The following is a 16,031-nucleotide window of genomic DNA, read 5'->3' on the forward strand; positions in this document are numbered from 1 at the left end:
CCCGTCCATGCTCCAGGTCCTCGCCCCGTCCGCCTACGCACCCAGCGAGCTCGCCGAAGCCGGCGACAGCCGCTGGTGCGGCCGCATCGAGGCGATCGACCCCTCCGAGGGCATCCGGGGCTGGGTCCTGTCGCCCGAGGCTCCGCGCGCGGCGACGGAACTCGAGCTGACGGTCGGCGAGGACGCGCTCGTTCTGGGCTGCAGCGCGGGCGCCCACGCGGCTCTCGACCGGCGGCTCGGCTTCGAGACGCGCGCCGGCTTCCATTTCGCCCCCGAGGTCTTCGCCCGTCTCGCGCGCCTGTCGGCCCGCCGCCAGTTTCTGCGCGTCGGCATCCGCATCGCCGGCACGGACACCCGCCTCGTGCCCCCCGCCGGGCGCGATCCGACCGTCGGCGAGCTGGTGGCGGCTTGGCGCGAGACGGCCCTTCGCGGTCTCCGGCCCGGCGAGGACGGGCGCGAGGGCTCGCGCGGCGACCGTCTCCTGCGCCGGCTGGCGGCCCTGCGCGCCGAGGCGCTCGCGCTTCGCGAGCGCCCGCTGCGGCCCCTGTCGGACGGCGAGGCCGGACAGATCGACGCGATCCATCCTGCCGGCGAGGGGCAGGTCTGGTTCGTCGGCTGGATGAAGCGGCGCACCGAAACGGACTTCTCGGCGATCGTGGTCGATCGCGAGAAGCTGCCGGCGGGCGGGGCCGTGTTCCACTACGAGCGGGCGGACCTCAACTCCACCTGCGTCGGCGTCGTGGGCCTGCTCGACACCGGATGGATGCCGCCGCCGGTGCTGCGCGACGGCTTCGTGTATCTCGGCCCGTCCGGCCAGCTCCACCTGCGCCTGTCGGCCGGAACGCGCGTCCTTCGCGCCGACGCCTTTCTCGCCGCCTTCGCTCAGGCCCAGCCGCTGGCTTCGGGCGGCGAGGCGGGGGCGCTGGCAAGCGTCCTTCATTCCGGCGCGAACTGGATCGGCGGGGCGGCGGCGGCCAGCGGCCTTGCGGTCGAGGGCGGCGTCGACCGCCTCCTGATGGTGCCGGGCTTCGGATGCCTGGCGGAAGGCTGGGCGGTGAGTCCGGCCAAGCGCGTCGAGACGTTCCAGATGCGCGTCGGCGACTGCGTGCTGACCGCCGACGAGGCGTCGTCGAGCTTCCGGCCGCGCCCCGATCTGGCGTCGGTCTTCGGCGCGGGCAGCGTGACGGCGCGCGCCGGCTTCTCGGCCGCGCTTTGCGGCGCGCTGCCGGCGGACGCCGCCGGCGCGCCGCTCCTGCGCGTCGTCCACGAGGACGGCACGGGCGCGGTGCTGCGCGTCGAACCCAAGCTCCTGCGCCGTCTCGACCCGGTCGCCGACGGCGACGAGGTGCTGCGTCTCTTTCCCTCGATCCGGCACGAGGGCTTCTGGGACGCCTTTCTCGCCGCCCAGCGCCGCAACCTGCGCGCCGCCGTGCGCGAGCCGGCGCTTCTCGCCGAGGGGCCGAGCCCGCGCCTCGTCGTCCTGCGCCTGCCAGGCGAGGCCGGAAACCTCAACCTCGCCTTCGACCGCCTCGCGCGGCACCTGCCCGATCTCGACCCCGCGATCGGCGTTTGCGTCGTCGCGGATGCGGGCCGCGCGCGCGCCGAGGCGCTCCAGCGCTTCGAGGAGATGCGCGAGGGACTGCCGCAGCCGCTCTCCTTCGCCGCGGTCCTCCATGGGCACGACATCCTGCCCGAACTCCCGTTTCTTCTGGCGCGGCTCGGCGCGGAGCGCTTCGTCCATGTGGGGCGCGGCCTCGTCCTCACCGCCGCCGGCTGGCGCGCGGCGGTGTCCAGCCTCGCCCGTCGCGGCCACGGCATCGACCGCCTCGAGATCCTCGACGACTCAGGGCAGCCGGACCGGGTGGACGGGGCGCTGGGAGCGGCGTGCTTCGGCTGGAGCGCGGACAGCTATCTCGCCTTCGCGGCCCGCGCGCCGGCCCTGACGCGCGGCCTCTTCGCCGATGGCGGCCTGCCGCGCGACCCCGTGCGCGACCGTGTCCTGCCGGGCTGTGCCCTGCGCCTGGAGCGCCCCGCTGCCTCGCGCCTCGCCGACATGATCGACGCCGACCTTCTGGCCGGGCGGGGGAGGGGGGAGCCGTGATCTTCGCCGAGCGTCAGCGACGGAACAGGATGACCGCGCCCCGTGCGCCCAAGGTCGCCGTGATCTCGCACAGCCATCCCTCGCTCTCGAAGGGCGGGGCCGAGATCTCGGCCTATGCCCTGTTCCGGGGGCTGCGCCAGATCGGGGTCGATGCCATCTATGTCGGCGCCTGCGCGAGCGCGACGCGCCATCGCCTGGCCTTTGCCGACGAGCACGAGTTCGCGGTCTTCCACGACGCCGAGCGCTACGACCACTTCTACCACCTTGCCCCGCGCACGGTGGCCGATCAGCTCGTCGCGATCCTCGCGCGCGAGGGCGTCGATCTCGCCAACTTCCACCACTTCTACCATCTGGGGCTGGGGGCCCTGCGGGCCGTCAAGGCGATGCCCGGCATGCGCACCTTCCTGACGATCCACGAGTTCCTGGCGATCTGCCACAACCACGGGCAGATGATCACCCGCCAGGCCCGCATCCTGTGCGAGGGCGCCTCCAACGAGAGCTGCGGGACCTGCTTTCCCGAACTCATGCGCACGCAGTTCGCCATGCGCCGCGAGACCATGCTCGACAGCTTCGGCGACTTCGACGGCTTCGTTTCGCCGAGCCGGTTCCTGGCCGAGCGCTTCCGCGCCTTCGGCCTCGACATGGCGCGCATGAGCGTGATCGAGAACGGGCTGCTGGCGCCCGGCGCGCCCGACCGCCCCGCCAAGCAGGGCAAGACCTGGACCTTCGGCTTCTTCGGTCAGATCAACCCGTTCAAGGGCGTCGACGTCCTGCTCGACGCGGCCGACCTCATCGCCGAGGACAAGGCGCTGAGCGCGACCCTGCGCCTTCGCATCCACGGCAACCTCATCGGCCAGACGCCCGAGTTCACCGAGCGCTTCGAGGCGAGCCTCAGGCGCCACCCCTTCCTGACCTATGCCGGTGCCTACGACAACCGCTCGGTCCACCGCCTGATGAGCGAGTGCGACTATGTCGTGATCCCGTCGAAATGGTGGGAGAATTCGCCGGTCGTCATCCAGGAGGCCTATGGCGCGGGTGCGCCGGTGATCTGCACCGGCATCGGCGGCATGGCCGAGAAGGTGCCGGACGGCGTGTCGGGCCTTCACTTCCGCCTCGGCGACGCCGCCGACCTCCTGCGCGCCATGCGCCTGGCCGCCGATCCGCGCAACGCCGCCGTCCTGCGCGCCGGCCTGCCGCCGGTGATCTCGGCCGCCGAGATGGCGCGCCAGTACTGCGAGGCCTTCGCGCGGGCGCCCGCCCGCCGACCCGTCCTTCTCGAGGCCGCCGAGTGATCCGGGGCCATATCGACCTTGCGACCCGCGCGCGCGTCGAGGGCTGGATCCACTGCGACCAGCTGCCGCTCGCGGGCGCGCGGGTGCTGGCCTTCCACGACGAGACCTGCGTCGGCGGCGGGCGGGTCGACGTCTTCCGGCAGGACCTCGCTGATGCGGGGCTCGGCGACGGCTGCGTCGGCTTCGGCTTTCCGGTCGCGCTGCGCTCGGACCAGGACCCGCGCGTCCTCGACGTGCGCCTGGAGGGCGGAACGCTTCTCCTGAAGCAGGGTGCCTGCGCGCTCAGCCCCCGCGAGGCGACAGGCGCGGACCGCCGCCGGCAGGGCCGCGATCCCGCCGCCCTGTCCTGGATGCTCGCGCGCGGCTGGCTCGACCAGCGCCGGCACGACGCGCTGCGCGGCCTCGCGCGCTTCGGCGCCCATCCCCTCCAGTTGCAGATCGAGCGGCGCGGCCGCGACGCGGCCTCGGTCTGCGACGAGGTGGCGCTGGAGGCGGCCGACCTCATCGAGTTCCACCTTCACACCGCGATCGACTGCGAGATCCGTGAGGACGTTCGCGCCGGCGATCTCACCGCGATCCGCCGCGAGGTGCGCGCGAGCTTTCCCTTCTCGCCACCCGTGATCGGCCTTTGGGCGCCGGGTCCCCATCATCTCGACCTCGTGGAGGGCTCGCATCTCTCGGATGGCGAGGCCGAGGCGGGGGCGGGCGTCGAATACGCCTTCGGCGGACGCACGCTGCTCCTCGCCGACCTCGACGCCGCGATCGGGTTCCGGGGCGGCGACGCGCCCACCCCCTTCACCGCCTTCGTGCCCTGCCGGCCGGAGGAGCGGCTGTGATCTCGGAGCGCGCCGAGCCGCTGACGGGGCAGCGCATGGCGGCGCGCATCTACTCGCCCTTCAGCTACCCGCTGCCGCGCCGCGCCGCGCTGGTGCCCATCGTCCTCGCCGAAGCCGATCGGCTGGCGCCGGTCTTTCCGCTGGTCTGGCAGAGCGGCGAGGAGGGGCCGCGCCTGAGCTGCCTGCGCAGCCTCCAGGAGGACGGGTCGGGCTTTGCGGCCGGCACGCAGGACCGCCTCGCCGTGCTGCCGCTCCTTCTTCAGGCCTATCCCTTCGTGCTGCCGGCCGCGCCCGCCGTTGAGGGCGACAATCCGCGCCTCCTGGATGTCGCGGGCGCGGACCTTCCGAGCGATGCCGGCGCGCCGATCACGGCGAGCGACGGGCGCCTCACCAACGCCGCCGAACTGCGCCTTCGCGCGCTCTCGATCTTCGAGCGCGACCTCGGCCGCACATCCGCGATCGGGCGCATGCTGGGCGAACTCGGGCTCCTCGAGCCTTGGCCGCTGCGCTTCGATCTCGGCCATGGGCGGCGCTGCGACGTCGAGGGGCTCGCCGTGGTGCGGGCCGGCGCCTTCGACACGCCGCGCCTCCAGCCGGTTCTCGCCCGCTTCGGCATGGCGGCCGCACGGCTTCTGTCGCTCCACCGCCTGTCGCTCTTCCGTGCAGCCATGCTCCTGGCCGCCGCCCGCGAGGCGGTGGCGCGCGGGGGCGCGCGCGCATGATGACGCTCCAGCCGCTCGCCTCGGTGGCCGAGGCACGTTTCCGCCCGGCCGAGCATTTCGGCTTCGCCGCCACGCTGAGCTGGATCCCGGTCAACGACACCGAATTCCACCTGACCGCCCACCACCTACCGCTCACCGTCCGCCTGCTCGGCGGGATGCCGCGCCTCGGCGCCATGGTGCATCCGGCCTTCCTCGCGCGCGCGGCCGTGGACGGGGAGGGGCGCTGGCGCGCCGGCTACCGGCCTCTGGCGCTGCGCACCTATCCCTTCGTCCTGTCGAACCGGCAGGGCGCACGACCGATCGACGTGATCGACTTCGTCGCCGAGGCGGGCCTCGTCGGACCCTGGGGCATGCCGGTCTGCGCCGATCCCGCGTCCGGCGCGCTGTCGCCCGAGATGGAGGCCGTGCGCAACACGCTCCTGATGACGCGCGACGGCGCGGTGAGGCTCTCGGCGGCCCTCGACCTCCTGCGCATCTCGAACGTCCTCGTGCCCCTGCGCGACCCCGAGAACCGCGCGGCTGCGGACCTCGTCGTCGATGCCGCGCGCCTTGCGGCCCTGGACGAGGGGGCCGTGGCGGCGCTCGCCGGCCGCTCCTTCCTGCCGCTGGACCTGGCGGGCGCGATCCTCTTCTCGCGCAGCCACCTCGCGCCCGAGCGCCTGCCCCGGGCCGAGCCCGGACGAGCCGTCGCTCAGCCGGAACCGTCGGCCGCGCCGGGCTCGGCGGCCGACATCGTCCTGTCGAATCTGGCCGCCATGAACTTCGCGCTCGACGGGAGCGACCTGTTCGACCTCGCCTCGGTCGCGGACTGGACCGAGTTCGCCGCGCCCCCGCCGCCCGCCGAGGAGGAGGCCGCGCCGGCGGCGGCCGCGGCATGAAGTATCTCTTCGTCCACAACAACTTCCCCGCCCAGTTCCGCCACGTCGCGACGCATCTGGGCGCGGACCCCGCCAACGAGGTGCGCGCGATCGGCGCGGAAGGCTCGCGCCCCTTGCCCGGCGTCACGCTCCACCGCTACGCGCTGCCCGCCGCCTCGCTCGCCTCGACCCATCCCTTCGCCCGCCGCTTCGATGGCGAGGCGCGCCGCGCCGAGCAGACGCTCTATGTCTGCACCATGCTGCGCGCCTCGGGCTTCCGGCCCGACGTCGTGTTGGCCCATTCGGGCTGGGGCGAGGCCCTGCCGCTGCGCTCGGCCTTTCCCGAGGCGCGCCTCGTCTCCTATGGCGAGTATTTCTACCGCCCCCACGATTCCGACGTGAACTTCGACCCCGAGTTTCCCGGTCTCGGGCTCGACGGCCTGGTCGGGCTTCATGCGCGGAACGCCGCGAGCCTCCTGGCGCTCAGCGACTGCGACCTCGCCATCTCGCCCACGAACTGGCAGCGCTCGACCTTTCCGCGCGAATGGCGCGACAAGATCCGGACCGTCCACGAGGGCGTCGACACGCGGCTCGTCTCGCCCGATCCGAAGACGGTCCTGCGGCTCGACGACGGCACCACGATCCGGGCCGGCGAGGAAACCGTGACCTTCGTCGCGCGCAACCTCGAGCCCCTGCGCGGCTACCATGTGTTCATGCGGGCGCTGCCCGAGATCCTGCGCCGGCGGCCGGGCGCGCGCGTCCTCGTCGTCGGCGGCTTCGGCGTGTCCTACGGGCAGCGCCCGCCGGGAAGCGAGACTTGGCACCAGATCTTCCTGCGCGAGGTGGCGGGCGAGCTCGACCTGTCGCGCGTCCACTTCCTCGGGCATCTGCCGTTCGCGCGCTATCTCGACGTGCTGCGCGTGTCGCGCGCCCACGTCTACCTGACCTATCCCTTCGTCCTGTCCTGGTCGTGCCTCGAAGCCATGGCGGCGGGCTGCGTGGTGGTCGCCTCCGACACGCCGCCGGTGCGCGAGGTGATCGACGGGCGAAACGGCATCCTCGTGCCCTTCCACGACCGGGGCGAGCTGGCGCGCCGCGTCTGCGACGTCCTCGCCGATCCGGCGGCCCATGCCGAGCGCGGGCGCCTCGCGCGCGAGACCGTGCTGCGGCGCTACGACATGGCGGCGGTCTGCGTGCCGGAGGCGATGCGCGTCCTGCATGGGCCCGATCGCCTTCGCCCGCGTCGGCCGGCGCCCGAGCCCGGTCTCTGGAGCGTCGCCTGAGACGATCCCCCGATCCATCCCCGGTTCTTAATCATTGCGCGCGATGATCGCGCGTCCGTGACACGCAAAGAAGGTCGCCGTCCATGCGCGCAGCCCTGGTGAAGTACTCCGGCCGGCGGCTGAACAACCACGAGGCGGTCTGGTTCGACACGCCGTTCAGCCGCACGCTCGAGGACTACTACAACACCGGCGACATCTGCGTGTACGATTCCACGCTGCGCCTCGTGGACTATTCCGAAGGGCTTTCGCTCAACATCGACGAGCCGGTGACCGAGGAGGGCGTCCGGCGGGTCAAGGAGCGATGCGACTTCGTGCTCCTGCGCGGCTCCAACTACATCCACGAGGCGATGGACTGGGGCCATTTCCCGGCTTGGGTCGAGGCGCTGGATCTGCCGGTCCTGTGCATCGGGGTCGGCGCGCAGGCCGAGACCGAGCGACCGATCGCGCTGCCGCCCGAGGGGCGCCGCCTCTGGCAGATGATCGCCGAGCGCACGCAGATCGGCGTGCGCGGCGCCTTCTCGGCCGAGACGCTGCACCGCAACGGCATCCACAATCTCGAGATCGTCGGCTGCCCCTCGATCTTCCGCGCCCGCGACCGCGCGATGACGCTGCGCCATGTGCCCGGCGGCCCGCGCCGCGTCACCTTCTCGCTGCGCCGCGAGGTCGGCTCGACCTATGCGGTCGACCCGGCCGCGTTCATCGCCACCCAGAAGCGCATCATCGCCAAGCTCGACCTCTCCAGCGATCTCTACCTTTCGTGCCACGGCGAGCCGGAGGAGAAGGCCTTCTTCTTCCGCTCGCCCCGCCACATGGAGCGTGCCACCGCCAAGCTCGTCGCCGAGAACTGGTTCGACGAGGTGACCGGCGCGCGCCTCAAGGCGCTCTACGAGAGCCGCCTCTACTATGTCGGCGCGCCGGGCGACTACGACGTCTACGCCCCGCAGTTCGACGCGGCTCTGGGCTACCGCGTCCACGCCGTCCTGCCGGCGGTCGCGACCGGCGTGCCGGGCGTCCTGTTCTCCTACGACACGCGCTCGCGCGAGCTCGCCGAGACCTTCGACCTGCCGATCTACTCGCCCGCCGAGTTCGAGCGCCAGACGCTCGCCGACGCGCTGGCGCCGGAGCGCTTCGGACGCTTCCAGTCGCTCTTTTCCGAGCGCTACGACCGCATGAAGGGCTTCATCGAGCGCAACGGCGTCCAGACGCGGATGTAAGGCGCTCAGGCGGCGTCTTCGACCCAATGCCGCAGCACCTCGTTGACCCGGCTCTGCCAGCCGGGGCCAGAGGCGCGCAGCTTGTCCAGAAGATCGTCGTCCAGGCGGATCGAAACGGGCGTCTTACGCCGCACGGGGCCGCGTCGACGGATTGCCTCGGCGATGGCCGCATGGATTTCCGGCATCGCTTGCGCGAGAGGCTTCGCGCTTGCGAGATCGGAAGCCGTCCACTCCGGGTTGTCGCCGACCTCGTCCCAATCCGATCGCGTGTAACCGTTTGCGGCGGCGTGCTCGGGATTCAATTCCCTGCTCATGATCCACGGTCTCCTTCTTCGGGGCGGGGCGCGGGCTGACGATCGAGATCGCCTCGCGTCCCAGCGGCTGGAAGACCACCGACACGACAAGCATTCCATTCAGGCGGCCTATCGCTCGGCTTCGTCCCGAACGCGCTCGAACCAGGACGGCACCGAGGAAGAAGTCGAGGTCGGGATCCGCGAAGTCGAGACCGTGCTTGGCAAGATGGCTCCGACGCTTGGGCTCGTCCCACACGATCTCCATTGCCTGTATATACGAGTTCTTGGCGGAGTGGGCAGTCGAAGCGCCTACCGCGCCGCGATCCGCACCGGCCGCATGATGACGTCGCGGTCGGTGCCGAGCTCGCAGCCCTCGAGGCGGCTGCGCACGAAAGTGAGCACCGGGCGGTCGCCGACCGTGGCGAAGTTTGGGTCCGGACTTTCCGGGTCGATCAGCGCGGGATAGCCGATCGGCCGCTCGGGCGCGCAGGGGTGGCCGCTGCCCATGAGCGGTGCCTCGAAGACGAGGGCCGGACCTTGCCAGTGGAGAAGGTCCGGGCTGGTGGAGACGAAGACGCCGGTCCGCTCGCGTCCATCGGCCCCCGACCGTCGCCCTTTCATGGTGGCGATCCACTGGCCGGAGCGCGCGTGGCGCACGAGGCTGGTGACCGGCCAGGGCAGGGCGGCGGGATCGATCGGGTCGCACGGGTGCGCCGCCGGGTCCGCGTCCTCGCGATAGGGGTCGGCGAGCTTCGTCCGATACGCCCCGTCGTGCCAGGCACGCCAGCGCGAGGCGTCGCCGAGGTCGTCGGTGCGAAGGAGGCAGTTGCCGGAGCGCTGGGGCTCGGGCGCCACCACGTTCGCCATCATCGCGAAGCCGCCCGTGACGGGCACGATGTTGGTGGGCTCGAAGAAGCCCGCGCGCGTGCCGCGCGTTTCCTCGGCGCGCCGGGGCAGGGCGGCGACGAGGCGCGGCTCGGCCGGCTCGAAGCTCTCGCCGCCGTCCCGCGAGACGGCCGCCGTCAGCGTGTCGTACCAGCAGGCGTCGGCCTGCGCGGTGTCGCAGCGGCCCGCCTCGTGCCCGTGATATTCGTCGTGCACCACGGCATGGACCGTCCGCCCGTCCTGCGTGAAGGTGGCGGCGATCCAGCTGCGGTTGCTGAACGAGGCGGGATCGTCGCGCCCACCGCCCTGGAAGGCGATGCGGCAGGCGTGCCGGAGCGTGCCGAAGCTCTCGCCCACCGAGGCGCGGGCCCGGTGGTGGCTCTGGAAGACGTGGATCGTGCCGGCGGCGTCGCGAAAGGCGCGCGTCGGCGTGTCGGGAATGTCCCAGGGCTCGCAGGCATCGCGCCGGTGGCTGAAGAGGACGCTTTCCTGCGGCTCGACCGTCAGCTGCAGCGCCGGCTCGCCGGCCTGCGCGCCCGCGCCGCCGCCGGCCAGAAGCGCCGCTCCCGCGATCGTGCGGCCCACGCTGCGGCGCGCGGCATGGGGCGCGACGGCGGTTCGGCTCGTGTCGGCCTGCTTAAACAGAGCTTTACTCCCCGCGTGTGATTTTACCCGCTGCAACCGGCGGCGGCCCGTGCCTCAACGAGGGGGACGGGGCGATCGATCCCGGTGCGCGGCGCCCTGCGGTTCGGGCGCCGGAAAGGAGCGGGCATGCGGCAGCCCCGGTGGTCCGGGAGGAACAGGGCGAGCGGGGCCGAAGGGCCGCGACGCGCCCGGCCGCGCGCATGGAAGGCGGGGGGCGCCGCGTGAAACCCGTCCTGTCCTCGCCGCTTCTGGCCATCCTGCGCTCGCTCTCGGCCGGATACCTCAACCTTCTCGCCTTCGGCTTCTTCCTGCCGTTCCTGTTCATGGCGATGTCGCTGATCCCCATGAGCATCATCGAGCGCGTCGGCACCAGCCGGAACGCCTCGACGCTCCTGACACTCGTCGCGATCGCGGTGATCGTGACGGCGACCTACACGCTGATGGAGACCATCCGCGCGCAGGTTCTGGAGCGCATGGGCGCCGAGATCGACGCGCGCCTGACGCGCACCTGCTTCGACGCCTTCAACCGGGGCCGCACGCACGACGGCGGCTCCTCGGCCCAGGCGCTCCAGGACCTCCAGACCGTGCGCCGCTTCCTGGGCGGTCCCTCGCTTTCGGCGGCGATCGACGCCTTCTGGTCGCCTCTCTTCGTGGTGGCGATGTTCTTCGTGAATGCCGCCTTCGGCTTCCTGATCCTCGGCCTTCTCGCCTTTTCCGCCGCCATGTCGGTCGCCACGCACTACTGGGTCGCGGGGCACCTGGCGGCGGCCGGCAGGCTCGACCTCGAGGCCAACGAGTTCGGCCTCGCCGTGTCGCGCAATGCCGAGACCGTGCGAGCGATGGGCATGCTGCCGGCGCTGACCGAGCGCTGGTATCGGCTGCATCGCGACGGGCTCGGCTGGCGCGGGCTCGCCCAGTCGCGGGCGGGCGCCATCGGCCTCGTGCCGCGCATGGTCCAGAACGGCCAGATGATCATCGTCTACGGCCTGGGCGGCACGCTCTTCCTTCTCGACCAGATCCACCTTTCGGTGCTGTTCGTGGTCCTCATGATCATGATGCGCGCGCAGGGGCCGCTGCAGCACCTTATCGGCAACTGGAGCCAGATCCAGTCCTTCCGCATGGCGGCGGGGCGGCTCGACGCGCTCCTGCGCGGCATCGAGGCGGCGCCCAAGCCCCTGTCGCTGCCCGCCCCTTCGGGCGCGCTCGCCGTCACGCGCCTCGTCGGCGGCCCGCCCGGCACCGCGCAGCCGGTGATCAACGACGTGTCCTTCACGCTCGCGCCCGGCCGGATCCTCGGCATCGTCGGCCCGAGCGGGGCGGGCAAGAGCTGCCTGTCGCGGCTTCTCACCGGCATCTGGCGGCCCCGGCGCGGAACCGTCGTCTTCGGCGAGCAGGACCTTTCGCACTGGGACGCGGACGAACTCGGCCGCCATGTCGGCTACGTGCCGCAGGACGTCGAGTTCCTGCCCGGCACGCTGGCCGAGAACATCAGCCGCTTCGACCCCGGCGCCACTCCGGACGCCGTGCTCGCGGCCGTCGACATGGCGGGTATCCACGACATCGTGCGCGGCCTGCCCGACGGATACGCGACGCGCCTCGGCGGTCCGGGGGGACACACCCTGTCCGGCGGCCAGCGCCAGCGGGTGGCGCTCGCCCGCGCGGTCTACGGCACGCCGCGCCTTCTCGTCCTCGACGAGCCCAACTCCAACCTCGACGCGGGTGCCGAGCAGGTGCTCGGCCGCACGCTCCAGCGCATGCGCGACGCCGGCTCGGCCGTGATCGTCGTGTCGCACCGCATCAGCCTTCTCGGCTATTGCGACGACCTTCTCGTCCTCAATGAGGGCGTCGTCCAGGCGATCGGCGCGCGCGAGCGCATCTTCAGCCGCCTGCCGCGCCTGCGCGAGACCGCAGCGCCCCAGCCCCCGGTGCTCGACCTGCCGCGCACGGGAACCGGCGGATGAGCACAGCGCTCGCGCCCGCCCCGCACGGAGCCTTCGCGCCCGCGCCCCTGCCCAACGCCGACTGGCGGCGCTCGCTGCGGTTCGGCTATCTCGTGCTCGCGCTGTCCGTCGGCCTGTGCGGCGGCTGGGCGGCGTTCGCGCGCATCAACGCGGCCGTCGTCACCAACGGAACCTTCGCGGTGGAATCGCACCGTCAGACCGTGCAGCACCTGGAAGGGGGCATCGTCTCGGAGATCCTCGTCCACGACGGCGACCGCGTGGAGGCCGACCAGCTCTTGCTGCGGCTCGACACGACGCGCTCGGAAGCGGCGGCGGCGGCCGCCGCCAAGGGCCTGGCCGGCGCGCTCGCCACCGAGGCGCGCCTCGTCGCCCAGCGCGACATGGCCGACTACATGGTCCTGCCCGAGGAGGCCGCGACGCTCATGCGCGGGCTCGACGGCAGCGCGATCGACGACAACCATCGCGAATTCGAGAGCCGCCGCCAGGTGCTGGCGGGATCGCTCGAGCTTCTCGACGCGCAGGCCAAGCAGGTGCGCAACGAGATCGCGCAGGTGCAGCTCGATGCGCAAGGGGCGAGCGAGCAGCTGGCGAGCCTCGCCAAGGAACTGAATAGCGTGCGGCCCCTCTACGAGAAGGGGCTGGTCGCGCTCAGCCGCGTCACCACGCTGGAGCGCCAGAAGGCGCAGTTCGACGCGACCGTGCGCAAGAGCCGCAACGACAAGGTGAAGGGCGAGGACCGGCTCGCCGAGATCGCGCTGAAGCGCGAGGCGCTGCGCAAGGACTACCGGCAGGAGGCGTCCGTCGCCCTGATCGAGGTGGGGCGCCAGATCGCCGCCTTCCGACAGGAACGGCAGGTCGCGCTCGACATGCTGGCGCGCTCGGCGATCCGTTCGCCGGTGGCCGGCACCGTCCAGGGCAGCCGCGTCTTCACGGTGGGCGGCGTCGTGCGCGGCGGCGAGCCCATTCTCGACGTCGTGCCCGAGGGCGAGGACATGCGCATCCGCGCCCGCGTCACGCCCGGCGACATCGACCGCATCCACCAGGGCATGGCGGTGGAGGTCCATGCCGGGGCGCTCACGCGCTACCGCGCCGAGAAGCTGACGGGAACGTTGAGCTTCGTGTCGCGCGACACGGTGGCGGGAAGCGACCCCAGCCAGCCGCCCGCCTATGCGGTGGAGGTGACGCTGGACGCAGCCAACCTGCCGGTCGACCTTCGTCCGCGCCTCGTCGCCGGCATGGACGCGCAGGTCGTGATCCCGACCGAGGGGCGCACGGTGCTGCAGTATCTCCTGGCGCCGGTGACGCGGAACATCGAGGAGTCGCTGCGCGAGCGCTGACGCGAGCGGCGAGGCGCCTTCAGGACACGCGGCTCTTGCCGAGCTTTCGAGCCAGCGTCCGGCGGTGCATCCCGAGGCGGCGCGCGGCCTCCGAGATGTTGAAGTCGACCTCGGCCAGGACCTCGTGGATGCGCTCCCATTCCAGCGTCTTGATGGAGGTCGCGCGCGTGCCGAGCGGGATGTCGGTCGAACCTTCGGCGCGCGCGAAGGCCGCCTCGATGTCGTCGGTGTTGGAGGGCTTGGCGAGGTAGTGGCAGGCGCCGAGCTTCACCGCCTCGACGGCGGTCGCGATGCTGGCGTAGCCGGTGAGCACCACGATGCGCATGTCGGCGTCGTGCTCATGGAGGATCTTCACGCATTCGAGGCCCGAGCCGTCGGTCAGCTTCAGGTCCACCACCGCGTAGTCCGGCGTCTCGCTCTCGATCGCGGCGCGCATCTCGCCCACGCCCGCGCAGACGCGGACCGTGTAGTCGCGCCGCTCGAAGGAGCGCTTCAGCGTGCGCGAGAACGTCGGGTCGTCCTCGACGATCAGGAGCGAGGTGTTAGCGTCGTCCATCGGGTTCCTCCGCGCGGAGCCGCTCGAGGGGGAGGGCGAGCGTGACCCTCGCACCCCCGTCCGGCCGGTTGCCCGCTTCCACCGTGCCGCCGAGCTTGCGCACGACGTTGACCACCAGAAACAGGCCGAGGCCCGATCCCGCGCGGTTCTTGCTGGAGCGGTAGGGCTTGCCGAACTCCTCCAGCATGGTCTGGGTGAAGCCCGGCCCCGCGTCCTCGACGTCGAGCACGAGCCGTTCCTCCTCGCGCCGCACGGTGACGCGCATCCATTCGGGCGAGGCTTCGAAGGCGTTGTCGAAGAGGCTCGCGATCACCTGCTTCAGCGCGGGATCGGACAGGATGCGCTCGTCGGGCCGGAAGAGGTTCATGTAGTCGAGGCGGCGCGGCGAGCGGAAGGCGCGCCACTCGGCGACGAGTTCGTCCACGAAGCGGCTCGCGCTGGTGGAGACGATGTGCTCGCCCCGCGCCTCGCCGGCCGACAGGAGAATGCCGGTCACGATCGACTTGCAGCGATCGAGCTGGGCCTGCATGTCCTCCATCTCCTGGGCCATGCCGGGATCGTGGCTGAAGACGGGAAGACGGCGCCAGTCGTTGAGGATCACGGCGAGCGTGGCGAGCGGGGTGCCGAGCTCGTGCGCGGCGCCGGACGCGAGCAGGCCCATGCGCACGATGTGCTCCTCCTCCGCCGCCTGGCGCCCGAGATCGCCGAGCCGCCGGTCGCGCAGGCGAAGGTTGCGGTTGATCTTGTCGACGAAGAAGACGAGGAGCCCCGCCGCCAGCAGGAAGCCGATGAACGTGCCCTGCACGTGAAAGGGAAGGATGCCCTGCGAATACAGGTCGGGCGGCGCGGCAAGCGCGATCCTCTGGTGCATCAGGCCGAGAAAGGCCGCGCCGGTGGTCGCCACCAGCGTCCAGGCCGACCAGGTTTCCAGAAGCACCGCGCCCAGGATCACCTGGAGGAGAAACAGGATCACGAACGGATTGTCGGCGCCCCCGCTCAAGGACAGCTGGATCGTGAGCGCCGCGACGTCGAGGAGAAGCTGCAGGAAGAGCTCGCCGTTCGAGACCGGACGCCCGCTGCGCACCCGCCAGACGCTCGCCGCATTCACGAGAAGAAGCGTCGCGATCACCGCCGCCATGGAGAGGAGCGGCAACGGGATGCCGAGCACCAGCCACACCACGAGGATCGTCGCGATCTGGCCGAGCGCCGCGATCCAGCGGAGCTGGGTGAGAAGAAGGAGGTTCTGCCGGTTGGCGCTCTCGCGGATCGGGGCGACCACCGGCGCGTCGCGGGGCGCGGGCCCGTGCGCCGCGCTCACGCGCCCGGCTCCGCCGCCTTCCGGCCCGTGCGCAGCACGAGCACGAGACCCGCAAGCGCCAGCGCCGCCATGCCGAACCAGGTCAGCGCGTAGACAAGGTGGTTGTTGGGAAAGCGCAGCACGGTCAGGCCGCCGACCGGCTGCACGGCGGCGGGGCCCGATGGCACGCCCTCGGCGCCGCTGCGCGCGTCCACGAAGTAGGGCGCAAGCTCCATTGTCCCGCGCGAGGCGCCGATCGCCTCGACGTCTCGCGAGTACCACCGGTCGGCGGCCGGGTCGTTGCTTTGGAGGAAGCCGCCCTTCGGCTCGGTCAGGCGAAGGAGGCCCGTCACGGCGGTGTCGCCCGCGGGCGGCGGGGCGATCGCGTCGACCCGCGTGCCGGCGGGCACGAAGCCGCGATTGACGAGCACCGCGAAGCCCTGCCGCGTGCGGAAGGGCGCCATGACCCAGTCCCCTCCGCCGCGCTCGGTCACGGCCTGCACCAGCGCCGGGCGCGCCGTCTCGAAGCGCCCCTCGAGACGCAGGTTCCGGTACTCGGCGTCGCCGGGGGCGAGGGCGGCCCAGTCGGCGGGCGAGGGCGGGGCGGCGGGCTCGGCATTCACCCGCGCCTCGACGCGCCCGATGAGGTCGAGCTTCCAGGCGCGGCGCTCGACCTGCCAGATCCCGAGCGCCGTCAGGACGGCGACCAGGAGAAGCATCAGCGCGGCGAGCGCGAGCCGCTTGGCGCGGCC

General features: G+C 72.1%; 14 protein-coding genes and 1 pseudogene. 9 read left to right on the plus strand and 6 right to left on the minus strand.

Going from position 1 to position 16,031, the window contains the following annotated elements; all coding sequences use genetic code 11:
- Window positions 1-7 precede the first annotated feature (7 nt).
- The 7 genes from AUL35_RS11580 to AUL35_RS11610 all read left to right on the plus strand — a co-directional run bounded on the left by AUL35_RS11580 (window position 8) and on the right by AUL35_RS11610 (window position 8,305).
- On the plus strand, window positions 8-2,101 hold the full coding sequence (locus tag AUL35_RS11580) for a hypothetical protein (protein WP_062014941.1): 2,094 nt from the start codon (window positions 8-10) through the stop codon (window positions 2,099-2,101).
- A 29-nt stretch (window positions 2,102-2,130) separates the two neighbouring features.
- Complete coding sequence (locus AUL35_RS11585) at window positions 2,131-3,393, plus strand: glycosyltransferase family 4 protein (protein ID WP_062015013.1); 1,263 nt, start codon at window positions 2,131-2,133, stop codon at window positions 3,391-3,393.
- On the plus strand, window positions 3,390-4,229 hold the full coding sequence (locus AUL35_RS11590; RefSeq protein WP_062014944.1) for a hypothetical protein: 840 nt from the start codon (window positions 3,390-3,392) through the stop codon (window positions 4,227-4,229). The genes AUL35_RS11585 and AUL35_RS11590 overlap by 4 nt, the downstream gene beginning before the upstream one ends.
- Complete coding sequence (locus AUL35_RS11595) at window positions 4,226-4,951, plus strand: SapC family protein (RefSeq protein WP_062014946.1); 726 nt, start codon at window positions 4,226-4,228, stop codon at window positions 4,949-4,951. The genes AUL35_RS11590 and AUL35_RS11595 overlap by 4 nt, the downstream gene beginning before the upstream one ends.
- Window positions 4,948-5,829 (plus strand): SapC family protein, encoded by an 882-nt coding sequence (locus AUL35_RS11600; protein ID WP_062014947.1) that lies wholly within the window; start codon window positions 4,948-4,950, stop codon window positions 5,827-5,829. Before AUL35_RS11595 ends, AUL35_RS11600 begins: the two co-directional genes overlap by 4 nt.
- On the plus strand, window positions 5,826-7,091 hold the full coding sequence (locus tag AUL35_RS11605; protein WP_082666280.1) for a glycosyltransferase: 1,266 nt from the start codon (window positions 5,826-5,828) through the stop codon (window positions 7,089-7,091). The genes AUL35_RS11600 and AUL35_RS11605 overlap by 4 nt, the downstream gene beginning before the upstream one ends.
- An 83-nt stretch (window positions 7,092-7,174) precedes the next feature.
- Window positions 7,175-8,305, plus strand: coding sequence for a polysaccharide pyruvyl transferase family protein (locus AUL35_RS11610; RefSeq protein WP_062014949.1), 1,131 nt, complete (start codon window positions 7,175-7,177; stop codon window positions 8,303-8,305).
- Between the two features lie 5 nt (window positions 8,306-8,310).
- Here the strand turns inward: AUL35_RS11610 and AUL35_RS11615 are convergent, their stop codons facing one another.
- The 3 genes and pseudogenes from AUL35_RS11615 to AUL35_RS11620 all read right to left on the minus strand — a co-directional run bounded on the left by AUL35_RS11615 (window position 8,311) and on the right by AUL35_RS11620 (window position 10,068).
- Window positions 8,311-8,619 (minus strand): BrnA antitoxin family protein, encoded by a 309-nt coding sequence (locus tag AUL35_RS11615; RefSeq protein ID WP_062014950.1) that lies wholly within the window; start codon window positions 8,617-8,619, stop codon window positions 8,311-8,313.
- Between the two features lie 22 nt (window positions 8,620-8,641).
- Window positions 8,642-8,863: pseudogene (locus AUL35_RS23190) on the minus strand (BrnT family toxin); the annotation flags it as partial.
- Window positions 8,864-8,907: 44 nt separating this feature from the next.
- Window positions 8,908-10,068 (minus strand): hypothetical protein, encoded by a 1,161-nt coding sequence (locus tag AUL35_RS11620; RefSeq protein ID WP_062014952.1) that lies wholly within the window; start codon window positions 10,066-10,068, stop codon window positions 8,908-8,910.
- 281 nt (window positions 10,069-10,349) lie between these two features.
- On the opposite strand from AUL35_RS11620, the gene AUL35_RS11625 reads away from it, so the two are divergent.
- Both AUL35_RS11625 and AUL35_RS11630 read left to right on the plus strand, forming a co-directional pair.
- A complete protein-coding gene (locus tag AUL35_RS11625; RefSeq protein WP_192847083.1) occupies window positions 10,350-12,089 on the plus strand; it encodes a type I secretion system permease/ATPase in 1,740 nt (579 codons plus the stop codon).
- A complete protein-coding gene (locus tag AUL35_RS11630; RefSeq protein WP_062014956.1) occupies window positions 12,086-13,426 on the plus strand; it encodes an HlyD family type I secretion periplasmic adaptor subunit in 1,341 nt (446 codons plus the stop codon). Before AUL35_RS11625 ends, AUL35_RS11630 begins: the two co-directional genes overlap by 4 nt.
- A gap of 19 nt (window positions 13,427-13,445) precedes the next feature.
- Here the strand turns inward: AUL35_RS11630 and AUL35_RS11635 are convergent, their stop codons facing one another.
- From AUL35_RS11635 to AUL35_RS11645, 3 genes are read right to left on the minus strand one after another with little or no spacing between them, the layout of a single operon-like run.
- Window positions 13,446-13,982, minus strand: a complete 537-nt coding sequence (locus AUL35_RS11635; RefSeq protein WP_062014958.1) for a response regulator transcription factor — start codon at window positions 13,980-13,982, stop codon at window positions 13,446-13,448.
- Window positions 13,969-15,300: an ATP-binding protein gene (locus AUL35_RS11640; protein ID WP_244493750.1), complete on the minus strand. Its 1,332-nt coding sequence runs from the start codon at window positions 15,298-15,300 to the stop codon at window positions 13,969-13,971. Before AUL35_RS11640 ends, AUL35_RS11635 begins: the two co-directional genes overlap by 14 nt.
- A complete protein-coding gene (locus AUL35_RS11645) occupies window positions 15,297-15,998 on the minus strand; it encodes an SURF1 family protein (protein ID WP_062015015.1) in 702 nt (233 codons plus the stop codon). Before AUL35_RS11645 ends, AUL35_RS11640 begins: the two co-directional genes overlap by 4 nt.
- Between the last annotated feature and the right edge of the window lie 33 nt (window positions 15,999-16,031).

This window comes from Aureimonas sp. AU4, from assembly GCF_001463765.1.
Classification (GTDB): domain Bacteria; phylum Pseudomonadota; class Alphaproteobacteria; order Rhizobiales; family Rhizobiaceae; genus Aureimonas.